General features: G+C 65.6%; 17 protein-coding genes and 1 tRNA gene. 6 read left to right on the top strand and 12 right to left on the bottom strand.

Annotated features, from left to right (window positions below; all coding sequences use genetic code 11):
* Window positions 1-84: 84 nt before the first annotated feature.
* A complete protein-coding gene (locus tag IEY49_RS09105) occupies window positions 85-1,179 on the bottom strand; it encodes a DUF4384 domain-containing protein (protein ID WP_189007116.1) in 1,095 nt (364 codons plus the stop codon).
* A 175-nt stretch (window positions 1,180-1,354) separates the two neighbouring features.
* Here IEY49_RS09105 and IEY49_RS09110 point away from each other — a divergent pair, with 175 nt between their 5' ends.
* Together IEY49_RS09110 and IEY49_RS09115 are read left to right on the top strand one after the other, a co-directional pair.
* Complete coding sequence (locus IEY49_RS09110; RefSeq protein ID WP_189007118.1) at window positions 1,355-2,371, top strand: GNAT family N-acetyltransferase; 1,017 nt, start codon at window positions 1,355-1,357, stop codon at window positions 2,369-2,371.
* Between the two features lie 25 nt (window positions 2,372-2,396).
* A complete protein-coding gene (locus IEY49_RS09115) occupies window positions 2,397-2,936 on the top strand; it encodes a DinB family protein (RefSeq protein WP_189007121.1) in 540 nt (179 codons plus the stop codon).
* 111 nt (window positions 2,937-3,047) lie between these two features.
* Here the strand turns inward: IEY49_RS09115 and IEY49_RS09120 are convergent, their stop codons facing one another.
* Window positions 3,048-4,793: an NAD-dependent malic enzyme gene (locus IEY49_RS09120; protein WP_189007124.1), complete on the bottom strand. Its 1,746-nt coding sequence runs from the start codon at window positions 4,791-4,793 to the stop codon at window positions 3,048-3,050.
* A gap of 550 nt (window positions 4,794-5,343) precedes the next feature.
* Entirely contained in the window at window positions 5,344-5,763 is a 420-nt protein-coding gene (locus IEY49_RS09125; protein WP_189007127.1) for a thioesterase family protein, read from the bottom strand.
* 54 nt (window positions 5,764-5,817) lie between these two features.
* Between IEY49_RS09125 and IEY49_RS09130 the strand changes: the two genes are divergently transcribed.
* A complete protein-coding gene (locus IEY49_RS09130; RefSeq protein ID WP_189007130.1) occupies window positions 5,818-7,860 on the top strand; it encodes a WD40 repeat domain-containing protein in 2,043 nt (680 codons plus the stop codon).
* Window positions 7,857-9,113 (top strand): YihY/virulence factor BrkB family protein, encoded by a 1,257-nt coding sequence (locus IEY49_RS09135; RefSeq protein WP_229780718.1) that lies wholly within the window; start codon window positions 7,857-7,859, stop codon window positions 9,111-9,113. Before IEY49_RS09130 ends, IEY49_RS09135 begins: the two co-directional genes overlap by 4 nt.
* A 233-nt stretch (window positions 9,114-9,346) precedes the next feature.
* Here the strand turns inward: IEY49_RS09135 and hisA are convergent, their stop codons facing one another.
* Window positions 9,347-10,075, bottom strand: a complete 729-nt coding sequence (gene hisA, locus IEY49_RS09140) for a 1-(5-phosphoribosyl)-5-[(5-phosphoribosylamino)methylideneamino]imidazole-4-carboxamide isomerase (protein WP_189007132.1) — start codon at window positions 10,073-10,075, stop codon at window positions 9,347-9,349.
* Window positions 10,076-10,136: 61 nt separating this feature from the next.
* Between hisA and IEY49_RS09145 the strand changes: the two genes are divergently transcribed.
* Window positions 10,137-11,297: a glycosyltransferase family 4 protein gene (locus IEY49_RS09145; protein ID WP_189007135.1), complete on the top strand. Its 1,161-nt coding sequence runs from the start codon at window positions 10,137-10,139 to the stop codon at window positions 11,295-11,297.
* A gap of 236 nt (window positions 11,298-11,533) precedes the next feature.
* Here the strand turns inward: IEY49_RS09145 and IEY49_RS09150 are convergent.
* Window positions 11,534-11,618, bottom strand: a tRNA-Leu gene (locus IEY49_RS09150).
* Window positions 11,619-11,801: 183 nt separating this feature from the next.
* Between IEY49_RS09150 and IEY49_RS09155 the strand changes: the two genes are divergently transcribed.
* Window positions 11,802-11,972 carry a hypothetical protein gene (locus IEY49_RS09155; RefSeq protein WP_189007138.1) on the top strand — a complete coding sequence of 57 codons (171 nt, stop codon included), beginning with the start codon at window positions 11,802-11,804 and terminating at the stop codon, window positions 11,970-11,972.
* Window positions 11,973-12,299: 327 nt separating this feature from the next.
* On the opposite strand, the gene IEY49_RS09160 is transcribed toward IEY49_RS09155, so the two are convergent.
* The 7 genes from IEY49_RS09160 to IEY49_RS09190 all read right to left on the bottom strand — a co-directional run bounded on the left by IEY49_RS09160 (window position 12,300) and on the right by IEY49_RS09190 (window position 21,518).
* The gene (locus tag IEY49_RS09160) at window positions 12,300-14,378 is read right to left on the bottom strand and encodes a prolyl oligopeptidase family serine peptidase (RefSeq protein WP_189007141.1); all 2,079 of its coding nucleotides are present in this window, start codon (window positions 14,376-14,378) and stop codon (window positions 12,300-12,302) included.
* Between the two features lie 60 nt (window positions 14,379-14,438).
* The gene (locus tag IEY49_RS09165; RefSeq protein ID WP_189007143.1) at window positions 14,439-15,059 is read right to left on the bottom strand and encodes a cyclodeaminase/cyclohydrolase family protein; all 621 of its coding nucleotides are present in this window, start codon (window positions 15,057-15,059) and stop codon (window positions 14,439-14,441) included.
* A gap of 9 nt (window positions 15,060-15,068) precedes the next feature.
* Window positions 15,069-16,193 carry an alpha/beta hydrolase gene (locus IEY49_RS09170; protein WP_189007146.1) on the bottom strand — a complete coding sequence of 375 codons (1,125 nt, stop codon included), beginning with the start codon at window positions 16,191-16,193 and terminating at the stop codon, window positions 15,069-15,071.
* A gap of 72 nt (window positions 16,194-16,265) precedes the next feature.
* Window positions 16,266-17,258: a malate dehydrogenase gene (locus tag IEY49_RS09175; RefSeq protein WP_189007149.1), complete on the bottom strand. Its 993-nt coding sequence runs from the start codon at window positions 17,256-17,258 to the stop codon at window positions 16,266-16,268.
* A 102-nt stretch (window positions 17,259-17,360) separates the two neighbouring features.
* Window positions 17,361-18,182, bottom strand: a complete 822-nt coding sequence (locus tag IEY49_RS09180) for an enoyl-CoA hydratase/isomerase family protein (RefSeq protein ID WP_189007152.1) — start codon at window positions 18,180-18,182, stop codon at window positions 17,361-17,363.
* 296 nt (window positions 18,183-18,478) lie between these two features.
* Window positions 18,479-20,302: a polysaccharide biosynthesis protein gene (locus tag IEY49_RS09185; RefSeq protein WP_189007155.1), complete on the bottom strand. Its 1,824-nt coding sequence runs from the start codon at window positions 20,300-20,302 to the stop codon at window positions 18,479-18,481.
* Window positions 20,303-20,306: 4 nt separating this feature from the next.
* Complete coding sequence (locus tag IEY49_RS09190; protein ID WP_189007158.1) at window positions 20,307-21,518, bottom strand: DegT/DnrJ/EryC1/StrS family aminotransferase; 1,212 nt, start codon at window positions 21,516-21,518, stop codon at window positions 20,307-20,309.
* Between the last annotated feature and the right edge of the window lie 53 nt (window positions 21,519-21,571).

Genomic DNA, 21,571 nt, shown 5'->3' on the forward strand with positions numbered 1-21,571 from the left:
CCCAGCCTGGAGACTCGGCGCACGCTCCCCGACGACAATAAAACGCGGCGCCCCTGACTAGCAGGGGCGCCGCGTTTTACGAGCTTAGTAGCGGTAGTTGGTGGTTTCGGTCACCTGAACGCTCAGGGTGCGGTTGGCGCCTCGGGTCACGGTCACGGTCACGGTGCTTCCACCCTTGCTCAGGGTGCTGACGTAGCCGGTGGTGGTCGTGCGGGTTCCCTGCACGGTATAGCCCTGGTTGCGCAGGTCAGTTACCTTCTGGTCCAGCGCGCTGCGGGCGGGATCCTGCAGTTGGGTCCCGGTGATGGCGCCCAGCAGGCCGCCGATCAGGTCAAGGAAGGTGTTGCCAGTGGTTACAGGAGCCTGAACCACGGCCTGAGCGGCCGGCGCGAGGTCCACATTCAGGTTGGTGATGGTGCCCTGGCGGATGGTCACGGTGGTGGCGAAGTCGCTGTAGCCGGGAGCCTGGACACGCACAGGGTAGGTGCCGGCGCGCAGGTTGCTGTAGGTCACGTTGCTGCCGCCCAGACGCTGGCCGTTAAGGATCACGCTGGCGTTGACGTTGGTACCCACAAACAGGCTGCCGGTGGTCACGGGGTTCTGAGCCGCCACCTGGTAGAAGGCGGTGTCACTGACCCAGCTGTTCTGGGGCAGAGGGTTAACCACGATGCTCAGGGCCTGGGCCAGTCCGGCCTGGCCTCTGGCATTCACGGTGGCGAACTGGTCCTGGCTGGTCCGGAAGCTGCTGATCTGGTCCAGGTTCAGCGGGGTCAGGCTGGCCAGCGCCAGAACCTTGTTCTGGCCGACGGGGCCGCCCACGTCAAAGGTGAAGTTGTCGCCAGGAGCCGGGAAGGAACGGGTGGCACCGGCCTTGACGAAATTGTCGCCGCCCAGACGGTTGGGCAGAACCTGATCAACTTCGCCGCTGGGGTCAACGTTGAAGAGGTAGATGTAAGCGTCACGGTTGACGGTAGCGCTCACGGTGATCTTGTCGCCCACGCGGTAGGCGGGGTTCTGGTTGCCACTGGCATCCCTGTCCACACGCACGCTGACGCTGAGGTCGGGCTGCGTGGGGTTGACGATGATGCTCTGGGCGCTGATGCGTCCCTGAGCAGAAGCAGTACCGAAGGCGGTGGCCGTAGTCAGGGCCATAAGGGCAGTCAAGGTCTTCTTGTTCATGCCGCGATTCTTGCCTGACGCCATGACCCGTGACTGATGAAACCTGAAAATGCCTTCAGACTCCACCCGGTCTCAAGAGAGGATAAAAACTGGCTGGCGTCTGAGCCAGAACGCCAGGGACACCCTGCGCCATTGTGCCGATGCTTCCAGTCCTGAAGGGGTGCACACTGGCTGTATGACTACGTCTACTGCCCCAATCACGCGCCCTGTCACGGCATTTATGCCGGACGCCGCCACGCCAGAGCAGCGCCTTGCCGTTGGGATTCTTCTGGCTGAAAGCTATAGCTACGCCTACCCTGAAGACCCCCCTCTATTGTCCGAGAAAGAAGCCGTGGGCCTTACACACCTGTCCCCCGATGAGAAAGCCGAGCATTTCGTGATCTGGGACAAGGACCGGGCCCTGGGCTGGGGGGTGCTGAGCTACGACATGAAACAGAACCTGCACGCGGCCCACGCCCGCCTGGTCGTGCACCCTGAGACTCGCCGCCAGGGCCATGGACGCGCCCTGACCTATGCGCTTGAAGATGCGGCCCGTCGCGCAGGCCGTACCCTGATTACCTTCGGCACCACCAGCCGCGCTCCTGCAGGCGAGGCCTACGCCCGCACCCTGAACGCGGAGCCCGCCCTGCCAATGCGCCAGAGCCAGCTGGACCTCACCGCCCTGGACCCGGCACTGATTGACCGCTGGCTGGTTCGTCCCGGGGGGGAGCCCTACTGCCTGCATACCTGGACCGTGATTCCCGATGACTTCCTGGAACGCGCCGCCGACATGATGATGGTCATGAACACCGCGCCGCGCGGAGACCTGGAGGTCGACGACTGGACCATCACCCCGGAGATGATCCGCGCCTGGGACGCCATGATCGCCGAGGCCGGCGAAACCCGCTTCATGATGGCTGTGGAAGATACGCGTACTGCCCAGCTCGACGGCTATACCGAAGTGTTCTGGACACCCGAGCGCGCCTCGCTGGTCTACCAGGGAGCCACGGCGGTGCGGCCCAGCGCACGCGGACTGGGCCTGGGCAAATGGCTCAAGGCAGCTATGCTGCGGCACGTGCAGCAGCACTGCCCCGGAGCCCGCTGGGTGCGGACCAACAATGCCAACGTGAACGAGGCGATGCTGGGCATCAACGTGGCCCTGGGCTTCGAGCCGTGGGCCAGCTTCACCGAGTGGCAACTCAAGCTTGCCTGAGGGGCACAGGACTTATGCTCGGCGCATGACTGACCTCCCGGATGTCCAGCCCCTCGATCCCCGCTACCCGATTGGCCCCCTGCCACAGCTCCCCGACGACGCGCGTGTTCCGGCCACCCTGGAACAGATGTCCGTCAAGATGCGGGCCGCTGTGGGAGCGTGGCAGGAGCTGCTCTCGGACCAGAGCGAAACGGACCTGGCTCGGACCTACCGCCCGGGCAGCTGGACCCTGCGCCAGCTTGCCCACCACACCGCCGACGCGCATCTGCACGGGCTGCACCGCCTGCGCATGGGCCTGACCATTCCGGACTACATGATCCAGCCGTTTGACCAGGATGCGGCCGTGGCGCTGCCGGACTACACGCTGCCTGTCGAGGACGCCATGACGCTGATGGAGGTCATCAATACGCGCTGGGTGGCGCTGCTCCAGGGTGTGGACCCAGCGACCCTGAACCGCCAGGTGATGCACCCGGCCGAGGGGCCACATGACCTGTGGCAGCTGATCAACAAGCACGACTGGCACCTGAGGCACCACCTGGCGCAGGCTCACCTGGCGCTGGAGTAAGGCCCTGGTCCACAGAGGGCTGGTCCGCTTCTGAGCAGAAGAATGGCTTCCAGTCCAGAGCACCACCTGAACGCGTGCCGGGACGACTTGTTCCAGCGCGCGGTGGCATCCTTATTTCTTTTTAGCGGTGTTGCACAGCGGCAGGTACTGAGGCAGCCAGGCACGGTCACGGATGCTGGCCTCAAGCTGCTCGTCGGTCAGGTTACGCATGCGGCGGTCAGCGCACACACCGTCGGTAATGGCCTGCCGGGCCACACGCGCGGCGATCTTGATGCTGATCTCCCGCAGGTCACTGATGGGCGGGTAGACCCGGCCCTGATCGGTGGGTGTTACCTCTACCAGGGTATAGGCGGCCGCCATGACCATGTTGTCGGTGATTTCCCGCGCGCGTGTCGCCACGGCCCCGAACCCCAGCCCCGGGAAGATGAAGGCGTTGTTGCCCTGGCCGATAGGATAGGCCTGCTGGCCGTACTGAATGTCGGCAAAGGGGCTGCCGGTGGCCACGATGGCCTGTCCGTCGGTCCACGCAATCAGATCGGAAGGCTGCGCTTCCACGTGGCTGCTGGGGTTGCTCAGCGGAAACACGATGGGGCGCTGCGTGTGGGTCAGCATGGCCTCGATGCTCTCGCGACGGAACAGCCCTGGCACGCCGGTAAAGCCCAGCAGCGCCGTGGCACGGCTGTTGACGATGACCTCGTGCAGGTTGGGGGCTTCTCCGGCGTAGGTCCAGCCCTTCAGGTCTTCCGGGCGGCGCAAGAAGCTCATCTGCTGCGGCTCCAGGTCTGCCTGGCCTTCCATCAGCAGGCCGTAGCGGTCCACCACGAACACCCGCGCACTGGCCTCCTCGAAGGTCAGTCCCTCATGCATCAGGCCCTGGCGGATGGCCATGGCCACGCCGATGCCGGCGGCGCCCGCACCGACGACCACAAAGGTCTGCCCCGTGAGGCTTTCACCCTTGATGCGGCAGGCACTGAGCAGCCCCGACAGGGCCATGGCACCGGTCCCCTGGATGTCGTCGTTGAAGCTGGGCACCACCCGGCGGTAGCGCTCCAGCACCCGGAACGCCGTACCGCGGCTGAAATCCTCCCACTGGATGATCGCTTTCGGGTAGCGGGCGTGCGCGGCCTCCACGAACCTGTCCAGGAACTCGTCGTACTCGGCGCCCGTCATACGGCGCTGGTGCAATCCCAGGTACAGCGGATCGTCGATCAGGTCCTGACGGTTGGTGCCCACATCGAGCTCGACCGGCAGGGCCTTGTCCGGACCCACGCCACCGGCCGCGGTGTACAGGCTGAGCTTGCCGATGCTGATCGCCATGCCGCCGAAGCCCTGGTCCCCGATGCCCAGAATGGCGCTGCTGTCCGTGGCCACGATCATGCGCACGTCGTTGACCGGCACATTTTCCAGCATCTCCTCCACCCGGTCGATGTCCTGGGCGCTGACCGTGAAGCCGCGTGGATAACGGTAATTGCTGGAAAACTGCTTGACCGCCTCGCCCACCGTGGGCGTGTAGATGATGGGCAGCATCTCTTCCAGGTGGTCTTCAAGCACCGCGTAGAACAGCACCTCGTTGCGGTCCTGCAGGGCGCGCAGATATTCGTGCTTTTCCAGGTCGGTGGCCTGACGCAGGTAGCGCAGGTAGGTGCGCTGCTTCTGTTCCTCGAAGGTGCTGACGTGCGGCGGAATCAATCCCTCCAGGCCCAGTTCTCTACGCTCCTGCGGGGTGAAGGCGGTCGTCTTGTTCAGCAGCGGATTTTGCAGCAGGGCCAGGCCGTTGACGTATACGTCGATGTAACGCTGTCCGTTTTCATTGCGTTTGACGTCGTAATAGCGGGAGACCGGGGGCGTGTCGGGCATAACCGCACAAGAATACCCGTCTGATATTGAACGAGGTTCAGACGTGAGTGGGGGCCCGGCAGGGCGGACAACTCCCTGTTCAGGCGGTGAACAGAATGCCTGAGGGGAGCAGAAGATGGACGCAGTGTGGGTTATGAGGAGACAGAGCATCTGGCTCGCAGGCGCAAGCACAGCCATCCGGAACTGCTGGCGTCTCCGGGCCTCTGAGAGCCTGGGGAAAGTCTGTCTGCTTTCCACGGGTGTTGCCAGGTCACGCTCCGCGATACAACGTCCAGCGCAACCTCAGGTATCTGGTAGACCTACACGTAGAACCTGTGGAACACAGCACCTGTAATCAGCAGCAGGATAAGCACTGTCCATCCTGGCCAGCCAAAAAAGTAATTACCGGCCCCTGCAATCAGCACAGCGCCTATTGCCAGGGCATACCTCATGAGCCGCATCAACAGTCATCGGAAGAACTCTGCAGTGGACAGGCTTTCGGGACAATTCCCGTTCTCTCCAGGCGTTTTCAGCCTCGCGTATGGCTCTGCCAGGAACCTGCCCTGCGGTCTCATTTCCCGCCTGCGGCCCAGCGCTCGCGCAGGCGGTCAAAGTTCGCGTCGATCTTTTCCTGCGGCAGCACCATCTGCGTGGTCGTGCCGGTACCGATCTCGTCGCCAAGTTGGTTGACGGCCCGCATATTGGCGTGAATGCGCCGACCATCCGTGCGGTCGAAGGTCGCGGTCACCGTGACGGTCATTCCCGGCAGGGCCGAAGCGGTATGGGTAACGTCCACCTGGGTGCCGATGCCGCCTTCTCCAACTTCTAGAAAGGGAAGGATGATCTTGCGACCGGCTTCCTCGAAATGACGGGCCATCCAGTAGGTGGCGTACACCGGATGAAGTTTGCCGAGCTCTCCGAACTCGACCGTCATCTCATCGGTCACCGTCACGGTCAGCGTCTGCGTGAAGCCAGCAGGAATGGGGCGCATTCAGCCAGGGTAAATCATTCACTGTCCTTTTCCCGGGGGCCCTACCCTGAAGCCATGCGCCTACGCACTGCGACCCTGCTGACCCTTTCACTGCCTGGTGTCATGCTGGTGGCCAGTCCAGCGGCATCGGCCCTGACCCTGGCCGGGAGTGCGCGTATTCCCGGTCACGCCGCCGGCACCTTCGGCACGCCCGGCGATCTGGGCGGTCCTGCGGGCGGGCTGGCGTGGGCACCGGACGGTAGCGCCTACACCCTGGACGGCGCGCGCGTGTTGCAGCACTGGAATGTCCAGACCGGTCAGCTCCTCTCCCGGCAGGAGGTCAGAGCGCCGTCCACCCTGCCGGACGCGGTCCTGGCCAATGGCCCCCGCCTGACGCTCGGTGGCTACCGGGCTGACGGCCGCCTGCACGGCCCCTTTATTCGTGCACAGGGCCATAAGGATGGGCAGCCCTATCAGACAGCCTTCACCCTGCAGGAAAACGGAACGGCCGTCCTGGGCGATATCTGCCAGAGCACGCGGGCGCATCCAGCAGGGTGCAGCGGAGCCAATGGACGCTACGCGGCCCGGGTCGAACGGATGCAGGACGGTCGGGCCACCGTGCAGGCAGGGAACCGCCAGGGGCGGCCCGCGCAGGCCACCCTTCCGGCCGGCCAGGTCATGGACCTGGAGCCCAGCCCGGACGGACGGTTTGTCGCGGTGCTCAGACTGGTGCAGAAAAACGCTGGCTATGACCCGAATGCCCAGTTGTGGCTGGACCTGATCAATCTGAAGGACTCCCCACCGCGCGTCCGCTCCAGGCAACTGCCGGGCCGGGCCGGAACAGCCGACAGCCCCCCGGAGGTCCATTGGGCCGGAAAGGACCGTCTGCTGACGGCCACCTCGGACCTGGACACAGAGACGGGCGGTTCCACCCCCCACCTCCTGAGGCTCTGGAACCTCAGCAGTCCACAGGCCATCTGGAGCATACCTGCTACGGAGAACCTGCGCTCCGCGGTGCCCTCACCGAACGGCACGCTGTTTCTGACGGTGCGCGGAGGAAACGTGCCGGAAGTGCACCGGGTCAGTGACGGCCGTTTTGTGAGGCCGCTGGGAGCCGCAGTGACCGCCTTCACGCCCCTGAAGGGGCAGAGTGCGCTCGTGGCGCTGGACACCGGTCTCGGCCAGAGTGAACTGCGAGTGCTGACCCGCGGGGGTCGGAGCGTTCGGCTGGGTGGCGTCCGCGAGGGCACCGTTGTCCAGCTGGCAGCAAGCGCCGACGAGCGGCACTTCGTCCTGGGCCGCCACCGGTCGGTGGAACTGCTGGACGCTGCCGGCCGAACCCTCCACCGCTGGGCGGCCAGCAGCACCCCGACCGAACTGGCCATTACAGCCGACCAGCGCCTCGCCTTTGCCCGGCTCAGTGATCACAGCCCCAGTGGCCTGTGGCAGGGTCTGGCCTGGAACGTCCGCACCGGCGAGCGAGTGTCGCTTCCCCCGGCCACCCGGCCTTTGCGTGCGGACCTGTGGGTTCAGGAACAGCGGCAGACCTCGGAGGGCGGCGTTCAGCTTGTGCGGCTGCGGGGCCTGAATCCAGCAGGAAAGGTGCAGTGGCAGGAGCCCTGGCGTCAGGAATGGTCAGCCTGGTTTCAGCCCAGCCTGGATGGCAGGGCCCTCCTGCGCATGACCACACGCCCCATTCCTGGCGTTCCCGAGCAGAGGGAGGTCAGTCTCTACCTACTGGACCCCAGCAAGGGCACCATGGGCCCAGGCGTGACCCTTCGCCCCACGCTGACCGGTCCCTACCGGGGCCTGAGCCCGCAGGCCTTGGCTCCGGACCGCCGGTATGTCCTGCTGAGTGAGGGTGAAGGTGACGGGTGCGGGGGCAGCTTCTATGGCCTGCGGCTGGCAGACCTGCGGACCCGTTCTGAAGTCCGGCTGCCGGCCGGCCTGACGGGCGCCCTGCACCGGCATACCGGCTGCGGCTATCCGGTGCCGATTCCGGAAACGGCCTTCACACAAGAGCAGGTCGGCACCCTGGGCCTGCTGGTGCGGGATGGGAATTCCCTCAACTGGTGGTTAGGGAAGCCGGCTGACGCGGCCCGTACACTGCCAAGATGACAGCTGCTCCCGTCCGCCCCGCGTCCAGGCCAAGGCAGCAGGCCATGCGACCGGCCGACCTGTTCACGGTAATCAAGGAGTCCGCGCAGGCCTTCGGGCAGGACAAGGCTCCCCGGCTGGCTGCGGCCATTGCCTACTACGCCATGTTCAGTGTGGCGCCTCTGCTGCTGTTCGCCGTGGCCATCGCCGGGCGCTTCCTGACCAACGAGGAAGTCGTGAACCAGCTCTTCGGGCCAAGCGGCATGCTCGCCAGAGAGCTCGGCGCTGACGCGGCCACCTTCCTGCGCTCGCTGGTGCCCCAGGAGGACGCCCTGCACAAGGGCACGCTGATCGCCAGCATTTTCGGCTTCATTACCCTGTTCATGGGGGCCACCGGCCTGTTCGTACAGTTGCAAGACGCCCTGAACAGCATGTGGGGCGCCGACCCAGGACCACCCAAAGGGATCATGCACATGGTCCGCACGCGCCTGATCTCATTCCTGATGATCGTGCTGATCGGCCTGCTGCTGTTTGTGTTTCTGGGGCTCAACACCTACCTGTCGGCCATCGCCAATGACCTGGGCGCGCGGTTCGGAGCCGGCACGATCCTGGTCCGGCTGCTGACTTTTGCCCTGTCCGCCCTGTTCCTGACGCCAGTGTTTGCCGCCATCTACAAGTTCCTGCCCAGTGTGCAGCTGGAGTGGCGCGAGGTCCTGGTGGGTGGTGCCATTACGGCGGCGCTGTTCACCCTGGGGCAGATCGCCATTGGCCTTTATTTCGGACGTGCCGCTCCAGGGAGTGCCTTCGGAGCGGCCGGTGCGCTGGTGGCACTGCTGCTGTGGATCTATTACAGCGGCATGATCTTCTTCTTCGGTGCGGAAGTCACCTGGGTGTACTCGCAGAAGTACGGCTCGCACGCCGGTGGCGCCGCCAACACGTCCAAGAAGATGGCTCTGGCCCAGAAGGGCGCCCGGATAGACCCCACGCCCAGCGCGGAAGAACAGGCTTCTGCAGCGAATGCAGATCAGCCGGTCCGCGATTCGCGGGGCCGGGTCGTGGGCGGCGCAGGAAAGGGCAAAGCACCTGCCGCAGACGTTCCAGGCACCACCCGCTGGCCCTTTGCCCGCCGCGTCAAGCGCCGCCAGCCAGCCAGGCCGGCAGGGCTGCTGCCCAGCGTGGCCGGTGCCGTCTGGAACGCCATGAGTGCGCTGCTGGCCATTCCGACGGTGCTGGTGCTGCAACTCGTGGGCCTGAACGGCAAACCCAAAAAGTAACGATTAGAGCTGCGTGGAGCCGCAAAGAGGCGGCTCCGTTTTCATGCCAGGGTCCGGGCCGATCACCAGGACCCCTGGGCTCAGCAGACACCTTCTGTCGTCTCCAGCCCTTCGCCGGACCAGGCTTCCGATGGGATCCGGACCTGCCCTCTGGGCCAGCAATCCTCTCTTTGTCCCGCCGGGTTGTTCCCTATATCTGAGGCTTTCTCTGCGCAGCCGGACCCTAACCCGATTCAGCCTTCCAGAGTCACGGGGTAGGGCAGGGTGCCTTCGTAGATCGCGCGGCCCACGATGGCGCCCTCGATGCGTTCCTCCTGAAGCAGCCGCACGTCATCCACGTTGGCCACGCCACCACCCACGATCAGGGTGTTGATCCACAGCTGCCGCACCTGCCGCATCAGTTCGCGGTTCAGGCCCCTGAGGGTGCCGTCACGGGTCACATCGGTGAAGATCAGCAGTTCCAGGCCCGCGTCGGCCAGCCCCGGCGTCAGTTCGGCCACGTTGACTCCACTGCCCTGGGCCCAGCCGTGGGTGGCCACTTCCAGGCCACGGGCGTCCAGGCTGACCACCACCCGCTCGGGGCCGTGTGCGGCGATCAGGTCGGCCACCAACTGCGGGCTCCGGACTGCCGCCGTGCCGATCACCACCCGGTGAACACCCGCGCGCAGCAGTTCCTCGGCGGTGTCCCGGTCCCGGATGCCCCCTCCCACCTCGACCGGCACGCCCAGTTCCCCGGTAATCTGGCGGATCACCTCACGGTTCTCACCACGACCGGTCGCGGCGTCCAGATCCACCAGGTGAACCAGTCCGGCGCCGCGCCCGACCCAGTGGCGCGCGGCGTCCAGCGGAGACTCGAAATACACCGTTTCACGCTCGGGGTCACCTTCGTACAGGCGCACGGCGCGGCCGGACTGGATGTCCACGCAGGGAATGATCAAAGGCGAAGTCAGGGAAGCACTCATGCGCCGAGCATACCGGGCAGCCATCAGGCAGGCCGCGCGCCCGGGGTAGACTAGGCCCATCGTGCGAGTCGGGATTGTCACCGCCACCTATCTGCCGTCCCGAAATGGCGTGGCCACCAGCACGGCACTGTTCGCGCGCGGCCTGCGGGAGCGTGGGCACGAGGTCCGCATCTTCGCGCCTCGCCACCCACAGATGCCCCCGCATGAGGAAGGCGTCTACCGGCTGAACAGTTCCTTTGCCGGCGCACGGGCCCTGGGTGCCCCGGCCGACTACCCGGTCATGCTGGCCCCGGGCCCGCTGCTCACCTCCCGGTTACCACTGCGTGACCTGGACGTGGTGCACACCATGCACCCGTTTCTGGCCGGGCAACTCGCGCGCACCTGGTCTCGGCTGAGCGGAGCGCCGGTGGTGTACACGGCCCATACGCAGTACGAGCAGTACCTGCACTACGCCCCGGTGCCCAAGCGGGTCAGCCGGGCAGTGGTGCGGCCCCACGTGGCGGCGTTCGCGCGGCGGGTCGACGTGGTGCTGGCCCCGGGGCAGGCTATGGTGGACATGCTGCGTGAATACGGCTACGGCGGTCACGTCGAGCTGTTTCCGAATCCGGTGGACCTCGGGGCTTTCCGCGCCGCCCAGGGAGAGGCTTTCCGCACCGAATTTCATGTGCCGGCGGACGCTCCCTTGGTGATGTACCTGGGCCGGCTGGCTCCCGAGAAGAACCTGAGCATGATGCTGCGCGCCTTCGATCAGGCACGCGCCAGCCGCCCGGAGCTGCGCCTGCTGGTGGTCGGGGACGGTCCCAGCCGCACCCAGGCGCAGCTCACGGCACCAGAAGGCGTGACCTTCACCGGGCCGGTGGCGTACTCACGCGTTCCCGAAGCGCTGGCCGCCGCCGACGTGTTCCTGACCGCCAGCACCAGTGAGGTGCTGCCGATGAGCATGATCGAGGCGCTGGCTGCCGGGGCGCCGCTGGTCGCTGCCCGAAGCCCCGCGGCGCTGGACCTGATTCAGGAAGGCGTGAACGGCACCGTACGGGACGCCACCCACAGCGACCTGGCCTCCGGGCTACTGCAGGCGCTGAGCCCTGCGACTTTGCCAGTCTGGCAAAACCAGGCCCGACACAGCGCCGCACAGTACGACCTGCTGTCACGTGCCGCCGACCTGGAAGCGGTGTACGAACGGGTCCGGGCCCGCCCCGTGCGCCGGAGTTCGGTCTCCTGAGCAGAAGTCAGAGACTGGAATTCTCGGCTGCCTGCTCAGGTGAGTCGCCTCAGGACTGCAGGTCCTCGGAGCAAGGCTGAATACGGGGCGAAGGCCCCACCATCTGAGTGTCCACAACCTGCTTTCTCCTCAGATGGTCGAGATGTTCCAGCTTTAAGAGCCTCAGCAGGCAGCCTGCGCGACCATGGACAGAACAAGCGAACTCCCCAGTCCTTTCAGACTGGGGAGTTCCTTTGTGGTGCCGAGGATGGGATTTGAACCCACACACCTCGCGGCGCTAGTCCCTGAAACTAGTGCGTCTACCAATTCCGCCACCTCGGCACACTTTGGTAATTCCGCCCGCGCACGGGCGCGTTTCAGGCTCGCTTACTTTACTGGGGGGGGCCGGAACTGTCAAGCGCAGCAGTTTGTAGTTGCCGGGCCATGAAGCGCTCAGCCCTGAATTACAGTAGGAGGAATGCCGCATCACAGGAAAACGCGTTTACCGTCCCGCGAGCCCGAATCATGAACAGCGAGTACTGGATCCGCTTCCTGGTATTTATGGTGTTGTCCCTGCCGTTCAGCATCTGGATCCGGCGGATGGGGTTCGTGCGGTGGGAACGTGTGATCCTAAATATTATCTTCGTGGTGGTGTTCTTTCTGACCTGGGACCTTCTGCGGGGCAGGCTGATTTAGCAAGCGCAGTATTGGCCCCTACCAACTGAAGTTATTGCTCCTGTGTGGCGGCTTTGATCGCGCGAATTCAGTTGCCAGCGGCCGGATGGGACAGCGTGCCCAGAACATGGGACAGAACAACGCTACCGATCATGATCCGCAAGGCCACCCTTGGCCCACTGACAAGCCTCGGCGTGGTGGAGCTGAAAAGCACAGACTCCACCACGCTGATCCCCACCATAATGAGGAAAGCACGCCTGCTCAGGTCTGGCCGTCCCCGCCAGATGCTGAGGGAAGAACCCAGCAACCTGACAGCGGATCACACAAGCCAGCCCGACGCCGCTGAACTCAGCTTGACGTGGCCTGTCCTGACTGTAGCTTCAGGTGATGCTCCAGGAAGGCCCAGATATCGGCGGCCTCCTCGATGACCAGCCGGGTGGGCTTGCCCGCCCCATGACCGGCACGCGTCTGGATGCGCAGCAGGGTGGGCGCTGTCCCGGTCTGGCAGCGCTGAAGCTGCGCACCGAACTTGAAGGAGTGGGCCGGCACCACGCGGTCGTCGTGGTCACCGGTGGTGATCAGCGTGGCCGGGTAGGCCGCGGCACGCAGGTTGTGCAGCGGCGAGTAGGCCAGCAGCGTACCGAGCATGTCCGGGTCGTCGCTGCGGCCGTAATCGCTGGCCCAGGCCCAGCCGATGGTGAACAGGTGGTAGCGCAGCATGTCCAGCACCCCAACCTGGGGCACGACCGCCGCGAACAGGTCCGGGCGCTGGGTCATGCAGGCGCCCACCAGCAGACCGCCGTTGCTGCCGCCCTGGATGCCCAGGTGGGCCGGACTGGTCACCCCGCTAGCAATCAGGTGCTCGGCGCAGGCAATAAAGTCATCGAAGACGTTCTGTTTGTCGCCAAGGGTTCCGGCCTGATGCCAGTCCTCTCCGTATTCGCCGCCACCGCGCAGGTTGGCCTGCACGTACACGCCGCCGCGCTCCAGCCAGGCCAGACGCGACGGATTGAAAGCCGGCGTCAGGCTGATCCCGAAGCCACCGTAGCCGTAGAGCAGGGTGGGATTGCGCCCGTCACGGTTCAGGCCGCGGCGCGCGACGATGAACATGGGGACGCGTGTGCCGTCCAGGCTGACAGCGAACTCCTGGGTAACCTCGAACGCCGAGGCGTCAAAAGCCGGGGCTACGTCCGAGAGAGACTCGAAGGTTCCTTCGGGCAGGCTCAGCCGGTAGGGCGTGGCAGGGCTCAGGAAGGATGTGAAGGCCAGGAACACTTCCGGATCATCGGGCAGCGCATTCAGGCTGACGACCGCGCCCAGGCCCGGGAGCGGCAGTTCGCGGCGGACCTCGCCGGTCCGGGTATGCAGGGTCAGGCGGTGGCTGGCGTCGTGAAGGGCCACCGTCAGGAGGCCGCCGGGCACCAGAACGGTGAAGTCCTCCTGCAGGGCGTTGGGTCCTTCCGGGATGATCTCGCGCTGCTCGCCAGTCTCTACGTTCCAGGTCAGAATCCGTCCGCGTGGAGCGTCGGCTGTGGTCTGCACGTACAGCAGCGGACCGTCGTTGCCGATCAGGCGGTAGGAGGCGTGGAAGTCGCTGACCAGTTCGGTGAACGGCCCGTCTGAATGCAAAGGCCGCACCCACAGCAGATTCCTGGGATCGGTGCCCTTCCAGACGTGCACCACGAGGTACTGGCCGTCGTGCGTGACCTCGGCACGAAAGCCCCAGTCGGGCTCGTCCGGGCGCTCGATGATCACCGTGTCCTCCGCCTGAGCGGACCCCAGGCGGTGCAGCATCAGGCGCTGGTGGCGGTTGGTGCTGGTCAGTGCCCCGCCATCCTGAGGAGCGTCATACGCGGCGTAGTAGAAGCCGCTCCCGTCGGGCAGCCACGCCGCGCCACTGAATTTGCTCCACGTCAGCTGGTCGGGCAGGTCCTGCCCGCCCGCCACGTCCCGCACCTGCCACGTCATCCAGTCGCTGCCACCGCTCTGCGTGCCATAAGCCAACCGCCGGCCGTCACGGCTGACCGAGGCGCTGCCCAGGGCCACCGTGCCGTCACTGCTCAGGGTGTTGGGGTCCAGCAGTGTCCGCCACAGTCCCGTGGGGCTGGTCGCCACCTCCAGCACCGGCTGATTGAGCAGCCCGGGATTGAAGTGCCGGAAGTAGTGTTCTCCCCTTTTCCAGGGCGCGCCCTCGCGGGGGTAGTCCCACAGCCCGGTCAGGCGCTCACGGTAGGCGTCGCGCGCCGGGAGGCTGGCCAGAAAAGCCTGGGTCACGCGGTTTTGCTCCGCGACCCAGGCCTGTGTTTCCGGGCTGTCCGGGTCTTCGAGCCAGCGGTAAGGATCGGGCACCTGCACGGCCTCGCCGGCCGCGTTCTGGTAGACGTCTACCTGATCGTCCCTGCGGGACTCCGGATAAGTTGTGATCACGTCCCGCATGCTGCCACACGCTCCGGCCCGGGAACTGTGCGTGTCCCGTGAACTCCTGCCCTACTGCAGGAGTTCACGGGTGCGGGCCAGGACCTGTGTCGCCAGCACCTCACCGCGCGCCCCGTACCGGTCACGCAGTTCCTCCAGGGTCCGCCGCGGCTCCTCGTCCAGGTGACGCAGGTTGATGTCCAGCGTCAGCAGACTGGCGTGCAGGCTGCCCAGCAGCAGGCCGGCTCCGGCACCCACGTCGCTCTGCACCTCGGGGTGGATCTGCTCCAGCACTTCAGCAGCCAGGGTCAGCCCCTCGACGGCCACCTGGGCCACCCGCAGCGGCACGTCCCGGGCCTGCTGACCGGCGCGGTCCAGGGCCACGCGCCGGGCCTGCCTGTCCTCGTTGGTGTCTTTGGGAAGCCGGGTGGCGTCTACATACGCCCGGAACACCTGCACGTCCTGGTCGGCCAGCGTGCGCAGTTCGGCCTGAAGCCCCAGCAGACTTTCCAGCGGCCCCAGAAGAGCCGCAGCCTGCTCGGGCCGCTTGCGCCGGGTGATGTTCAGGGCCATGCACACCAGTCCCACCCCAAAGGCTCCACTGAGCGCCGCCACCGACCCACCCCCCGGTGTGGGCTGATGGCTGGTGGTGGCCTCAAGCAGGTCCTGTGCCGTGCGATTCCAGAGGGTCATACCGGCACTCTAGCGGGCAAGGGCTGATGATCCAGCGCCCTGTGCCGGCACCAGACCAGACAGCCACCAGGTCAGGAAGGCGGGGAACCTCGCGGCCCAGGCGGCCTCGTCGTGCCAGTGGCCCTCGCCGATGGTGACCTGAACTTCGGCCACTTGCGGCTGAAGCGCTGCTCCCAACTCGTGGGTCAGGTGAACCACCTCGGTCGCCTCAGCCACGGTGTGGGCCTCGTGGTCTCCCATATCCAGCCACACACGTGTGTCGGGTGCCGTGCGGCCTTCCATCCATCGCAGCAGGGCAAAATCGTCCGGCCAGACCGCCGGGCTGAAGACCCCCAGCGTTCCGAAAGCTTCCGGGTGCCGTAGTCCACCGTACAGCGTGACCAGCCCGCCGAAAGAGGACCCAGCCAGGGCGCGGCGTTCAGGCGGCACTGGTCCAAAAGCTTCCGCCAATGCCTGCAGCAGTTCCGTCTCGATCCAGTCGAGGTACTCGTCGGCCCCGGGCCTGAACTCGTTGAGTTCGAAGGCAAACGGCACGTAGCGGCGGCTGCGCTCCGCACCGACGGTCAGCGCCGCAATCAGGCAGGGCTGACCTGCCTCGGCACGGGCCTGCGCGGCGTCTGCGGCCTGCCAGCTCTGTCCCGAGAAGCTGGGAGCCTCATCAAAGACGTTCTGTCCGTCGTGCATGACCAGCAGCGGCAGCTCACGGCCATCGTGACCCTCCGGCCACCACAGGCGCACGGTCTGCTCACCCCAGGGCGCAGTTAGGTTCCACTCCATACGCGGCGGTCTGGACTGCCTGGGCCTGTCCCTGCCCTCGCGGTCGTCCTGCCAGCCTTCCAGGTTCAGGGTCACCACACCCCCATGCTCCTGCACGGTCACGGTATGCGCCGGGGCACGCCCGCCCCAGGCGTCTCCTTCTTCCAGCACGTGGTTATCAGGAAGCTGCAACCGGACCTTGACGCTCAGCAGCGTGCCCGGATCGACCTCCGTGTCCAGCATGGCGCCTTCACCACTCTGGTCAAAGGTCCAGCCCTCGGGGTTGCTGATCCAGCCACGGTGCTCGCCAGTCAGAAACAGGGTGCCCGGCGGCGTGCCGGGAGGCAGGGCCGGAATCAGAAACCGCAGGTGCGCCATACCCCGATTCAAGCACGCGGAAAAAAAGAGGGGTGAGACCCGCAGGCCCCACCCCTCCTTAGCCCTGAGTGCTCAGCTGATCAGGCCGAGCTTGCGGATCTCGTCACGCTCTTCCTCAAGTTCCCCGGCGGTGGCGTCCATCTTGCCGCGGCTGAACTCGCTGATCTCCAGGCCCTGCACGATCTGGTACTCACCGTTTTTGACGGTGACCGGGAAGCCGTAGATCAGGCCCTCGGGCACGCCGTAGCTGCCGTCGCTGGGAATGCCCATGCTGACCCACTCGCCTTCAGGAGTGCCCAGCGCCCAGTCGCGCATATGGTCGATGGCCGCGCTGGCTGCACTGGCCGCGCTGCTGGCCCCGCGCGCCTCGATGATGGCGGCGCCGCGCTTGGCCACGGTGGGGATGTACTCCTGCTCATACCAGCTGCGGTCCACCAGATCCAGCGCCGGCTGGCCGCCGACGGTCGCCTGGGAAAGATCCGGGTACTGGGTCGAGGAGTGGTTGCCCCAGATGGTAATGTTCTTGATCGCGCTCACCGGCTGCCCGGTCTTCTCGGCCAGCTGGGAGATGGCGCGGTTGTGGTCCAGACGGACCATCGCAGTGAACTGCTTGGGGTTCAGGTCCGGCGCATTCTGCTGCGCGATCAGGGCGTTGGTATTGGCGGGGTTACCTACGACCAGCACCTTGACGCCACGGCTGGCCACCTGATTCAGCGCCTGACCCTGGGGCTTGAAGATGCCGCCGTTGGCACCCAGCAGGTCGCCGCGCTCCATGCCGGCCTTGCGGGGCATGGCGCCCACCAGCAGGGCGTAGTCGGCGTCCCTGAAGGCCACCAGGGGATCGTCGCTGGTCACCACGTCGGCCAGCAGCGGGTAGGCACCGTCGCGCAGTTCCATCACGACGCCCTGCAGCGCCTTGAGCGCCGGGGTGATTTCCAGCAGCTGCAGAATCACGGGCTGGTCCTTGCCCAGCATGTCGCCGGCAGCAATGCGGAACAGCAGGCTATAACCAATCTGACCGGCCGCACCAGTCACGGCCACACGAACGGGTTGCTTATTCGTCATGGGTATCCCTCCTGAGGATGCCATCTGTGTAATGGCTGTTCGCCTCACAATACTGCCCCTGCCTCCCGGTCGACCGGGAGTTCCTGTCGAGGGAACAGGGTGTCAGATCGGCGCGTCGGGCATGAAGTTCGGCGCGCGCTTCTCCCGCAGGCTCGACAGCCCTTCACGCACGTCGGGTCCAGTAAAGCCCAGAAACTCCAGAGCGAGGCTGGCATCGAAGGTGGGACCCATGGCGCGCAGCCAGTTGTTCAGCGCGTACTTGGTCCAGCGCACGGCGGTGGGGCTGCCCGAGGCCAGGGTGCGGGCGACCTTCCAGGCCCGGTCGAGCAGCTGATCGTCCTCGACGCACAGGCTGACCAGTCCGATACGCTCGGCCTCCTCGCCGCTGACCGGTTCGCCGGTCATCAGGTGGTATTTAGCCTTGTTCAGCCCGCACAGCAGCGGCCAGATGATCGCGGCGTGGTCGCCAGCCGCCACGCCCAGCCGCACGTGACCGTCCAGAATGCGGGCCGTTTTGGCCGCCACGCTCACGTCGGAGAGCAGCGCAACCGCTAACCCCGCGCCCACACAGGGCCCGTGAATGGCGCTGACGATGGGCTTGCCGCAGTTGATGACGTTGTACACCAAGTCACGCGCCTCACGCCAGACGCGGGCCAGCGCCGTGAAGTCCTGGCTCATCTCCTCGATCAGCTCGAAGTCACCACCCGAGGAAAATCCCCGGCCCTCGCCACGGATCAGGACACAGCGCACCCCCTGCGCCGCGTCGATGTCCCGCCAGATGTAGGTCAGGGCGCGGTGGGCCTCGGCATTGACCGAGTTCAGGGTCCGCTCGTTGCGGATGACGATCTCCAGAATGCCGTCCTCGTGCAGCTGAAGATTGAGGCCGGGGTAGCGGTCGGGAGAGAGCAGGTCGGTGGCGTTCATGGTCTGAGGCTAACCTGCTCGCCCCACGTGGGTGTTCATGGCGACTTCAGGCGCAGCGCCAGTGCCTTCCACATTCGCCCGCCAACGTGTCTCCCGGTCCTCCTTGGCACCACTGACATTGGACTATGCTGCTGCGTGGACGATCACTTTGGGGCGTTCGTGGTACATCCCTTCCAGTACCTGAGTCGCGTTGGTTACGTGCAGTTCCCTGTGGGAAGGTGCGACCATATCCAGCAACAGCGACCGCGGCTTAGCGCCTTGACGGCGTCCACCGGTCAGCAGGAAGCGCGGCCCTCTCACTGCACCCTCCCGAACTTGTTCTCGGGAATCAAACGGTTCAGCATCTGACGAACAGCTGCGTAATCGCCTCGCTCGGCATAGGTGCGCAGCGTCCGCACCGCCTGCCCGATGCTTTGCGAATCGACCTGGCCTAGCTGCGCGCTGTAGATCTCGCTGTGGGTAGTTGCGCCCACGCCCTCGCCGCTGGTTAGGAGTTCCTCGTAAAGCTTTTCGCCTGGACGAATGCCGCTGTAGACCACGTCCACGTTGCGGGCACCGCTGAGGCGGATCACATCGTGCGCCAGGTCCGAGATCTTGACCGGGTCCCCCATGTTCAGCACGTAGACCTTGCCGTTCTCGGCCAGGCCTCCCGCCTGAAGAACTAACCTCGCCGCCTCCGGGATGGTCATGAAATAACGCACCATCTCCGGATGCGTCACGGTGATGGGGCCACCAGCGCGAATCTGCGCCATGAAGGTCGGCACTACGCTGCCCCGGCTGCCCAGCACGTTGCCGAAGCGCACGGACACAAACGCCTGCGTCTCGCGGGCACGGGCCGCGCCAGCAGAGACCACCATCTCCGCGACGCGCTTGGAAGCGCCCATCACGCTGGTCGGATTGACCGCCTTGTCGGTGGAAACGTTCACCAGACGGCCCACGCCGAATTCCAGACAAAGTTCAACCACATTCTGCGTGCCGACCACGTTATTGAGGATCGCCTCGGAGGGCGCCTCCTCCATCAGTGGCACGTGCTTATGGGCCGCCGCGTGAAAGACCACCTCGGGGCGGTAGCGCGCGAAAACGGCGCGCAGGCGGGCCTCGTCGCGGACATCCCCGATGAGGCCCACCTGCTCGATGTCGGGCCAGTTGCGGAGCAGCTCCTGCTGAATTCCGAAGATGCTGTTCTCGCCCCGCCCGAACAGCAGAATCTTGGCGGGGGCAAAGCTGACCAGTTGCCGCACCAGCTCGGAGCCGATGCTGCCGCCTGCTCCTGTTACCAGCACCACGCGGCCGCGCAGATACCCGGCAATCTCCCCGGTGTTGAGCCGCACGGGCGGACGGCGCAGCAGGTCTTCGAGATTCACGTCACGAATCTGCTGGAGGTTCACGTCGCCCGACAGGATCTCGAAGACGCCGGGAATGATGCGGTAGCGCAGCCCCGCGTCGCGCGCGAGGTCGACCACCCGGCGTACGAAGTCTCCGGTGGCCGACGGCACGGCGATCAGAATTTCCTGCGCGTCCTCGCGGCGGGCCACCTCGACCAGCTCGTCCACCCGACCGAACACCGGCAGCCCCAGCACCCGCTTACGGGTCTTACCCGGCCCATCGTCCAGAAAGCCGATGGGTTCCAGGCCTGCCTCGGGGTGGCGCTGCATCTCGCGGGCGATCAGCGTGCCTGCCTCGCCCGCCCCCACGATCAGCACACGCTGGCGTTGCGGCCCGGCCCGAAGTCGGACCCGCTCGCTCGCCAGACGGGCGGCCAGGCGCACCCCCCCCATCAGCACGAAGCCCAGCACGCCCGCCAGTACCGGCACGCTGCGCGGCAGTTGCAGCCACGTCTGGAAGATGAAGCCCAGGGCGAACATGACCAGCGTGGCGAGCGCTGCAGCCCGTGCCAGCACGTTCAGGTCAAGAATGCCCACCCGCTGCCAGGTCTGGCGATGCAGACCGTAGCGGGCTTCAAGTGCAACCATTACCAGCACGCTGAGCAGCAGATAGCCCCAGACATTGACCGGAATGCCCACGGTGATCAGGCCCGGCTTGCGAAAGGCGTAGGCGAGTAGGCCCGACGCGCCCCACAGAGCAAGGTCAAGCAGGAACTTGGAGGCGGTTAGATTCATACGTTCAGTTCTGCTGCGCCTGGGCCAGCACGCTGTCCACGACGTCGGCCACCCGCTCCATATCCTCTAGTGTGAGGGTCGGGTGGACCAGGAACATCAGGGAGGTCTCACCCAGATCCCTGGCGACCGGCAGTCGCTCGGATGGACCGTATCCGGCGTCCTGAAAAGCTTTTTCCAGATAGATCTCCGAGCAGGAGCCGCTGAAGCAGGGCACCCCTTCGGTGCTGATGGCATTCATAATCCGGTCGCGGTCCCAGCCCTCCCGCAAGTGTTCGGGCCGCACGAACACGTAGTACTTGTAATACGAGTGATGCACGTCCTGGTCCGGGAGCGTCAGGCGCAACGCCGGGTAACGGGAAAAACGCTCGGTCAGGACAGCGGCGTTCGCACGGCGCCGCAAGATCCACTCGGGCAACTTCCGCAGTTGCAACCGTCCAATGGCTGCCTGGACCTCCAGCATCCGCCAGTTGGTGCCAAACGACTCGTGCAGCCAGCGAAAGCCCGGGGGATGCTCGCGTTCATACACGGCGTCGTAGCTCTTGCCGTGGTCCTTATAGGCCCAGGCCTTCTTCCAAACCTCGGTATCGTTCAGCGCGAGCAGGCCGCCCTCGCCTCCGGTGGTAATGATCTTGTCCTGGCAGAAGGAGAAGGCTCCGGCATGCCCGATGCTTCCGACTGGGCGGCCCTTGTAGTAAGCCCCGTGCGCCTGCGCGCAGTCCTCGATGACCACAAGGTCATGCTCACGAGCCAGTTTCATGATGGGGTCCATGTCGCAGGGCCAACCCGCCAGATGCACGGCGATGATGGCCCGGGTCCTCGGCGTGATAAGCGGCCGAATGGTTTCGGCCGTCATGTTCTGGGAGCCGGGGTCCACGTCCGCGATCACCGGCACGCAGCCGCGCATCACCGCTGCGCTCGCTGAGGCGATGAAGGTTCGGCTGGTTGTAATAACCTCATCCCCCTCCCCTATTCCAAAGGCATACAGCGCCAGTTCGAGGGCCAGCGTGCCGTTGTGCAGCGCGATAGCGTGCCGCACGCCCAGATACTCGGCGTACTCGCGCTCGAACTCGCGCGCCTCACTGCCGGTCCAGTAATTGACCTTGCCAGACATGAGAACGTCGGTGACCGCGTGGACCTCATCAGCTTCGAAAACGGGCCAGCCGGGAAAAGCGGCGGGCTGGGTGGAAGGAGGGGATGTTGTGAAAATATTCGTCATTGTCATCTCCGGGGAGAGGCATGATCCCCATTACAGGAGACCTGCACAATGCT

The organism is Deinococcus malanensis (genome assembly GCF_014647655.1).
GTDB classification, from domain to species: domain Bacteria; phylum Deinococcota; class Deinococci; order Deinococcales; family Deinococcaceae; genus Deinococcus; species Deinococcus malanensis.

What these genes read in the sequence shown, in the direction of transcription:
- IEY49_RS09105 (WP_189007116.1), bottom strand. Translation starts at nt 1,179, where the DNA reads ATGAACAAGAAGACCTTGACTGCCCTTATGGCCCTGACTACGGCCACC.
- IEY49_RS09110 (WP_189007118.1), top strand. Translation starts at nt 1,355, where the DNA reads ATGACTACGTCTACTGCCCCAATCACGCGCCCTGTCACGGCATTTATG.
- IEY49_RS09115 (WP_189007121.1), top strand. Translation starts at nt 2,397, where the DNA reads ATGACTGACCTCCCGGATGTCCAGCCCCTCGATCCCCGCTACCCGATT.
- IEY49_RS09120 (WP_189007124.1), bottom strand. Translation starts at nt 4,793, where the DNA reads ATGCCCGACACGCCCCCGGTCTCCCGCTATTACGACGTCAAACGCAAT.
- IEY49_RS09125 (WP_189007127.1), bottom strand. Translation starts at nt 5,763, where the DNA reads ATGCGCCCCATTCCTGCTGGCTTCACGCAGACGCTGACCGTGACGGTG.
- IEY49_RS09130 (WP_189007130.1), top strand. Translation starts at nt 5,818, where the DNA reads ATGCGCCTACGCACTGCGACCCTGCTGACCCTTTCACTGCCTGGTGTC.
- IEY49_RS09135 (WP_229780718.1), top strand. Translation starts at nt 7,857, where the DNA reads ATGACAGCTGCTCCCGTCCGCCCCGCGTCCAGGCCAAGGCAGCAGGCC.
- hisA (WP_189007132.1), bottom strand. Translation starts at nt 10,075, where the DNA reads ATGAGTGCTTCCCTGACTTCGCCTTTGATCATTCCCTGCGTGGACATC.
- IEY49_RS09155 (WP_189007138.1), top strand. Translation starts at nt 11,802, where the DNA reads ATGAACAGCGAGTACTGGATCCGCTTCCTGGTATTTATGGTGTTGTCC.
- IEY49_RS09165 (WP_189007143.1), bottom strand. Translation starts at nt 15,059, where the DNA reads ATGACCCTCTGGAATCGCACGGCACAGGACCTGCTTGAGGCCACCACC.
- IEY49_RS09170 (WP_189007146.1), bottom strand. Translation starts at nt 16,193, where the DNA reads ATGGCGCACCTGCGGTTTCTGATTCCGGCCCTGCCTCCCGGCACGCCG.
- IEY49_RS09175 (WP_189007149.1), bottom strand. Translation starts at nt 17,258, where the DNA reads ATGACGAATAAGCAACCCGTTCGTGTGGCCGTGACTGGTGCGGCCGGT.
- IEY49_RS09180 (WP_189007152.1), bottom strand. Translation starts at nt 18,182, where the DNA reads ATGAACGCCACCGACCTGCTCTCTCCCGACCGCTACCCCGGCCTCAAT.
- IEY49_RS09185 (WP_189007155.1), bottom strand. Translation starts at nt 20,302, where the DNA reads ATGAATCTAACCGCCTCCAAGTTCCTGCTTGACCTTGCTCTGTGGGGC.
- IEY49_RS09190 (WP_189007158.1), bottom strand. Translation starts at nt 21,518, where the DNA reads ATGACGAATATTTTCACAACATCCCCTCCTTCCACCCAGCCCGCCGCT.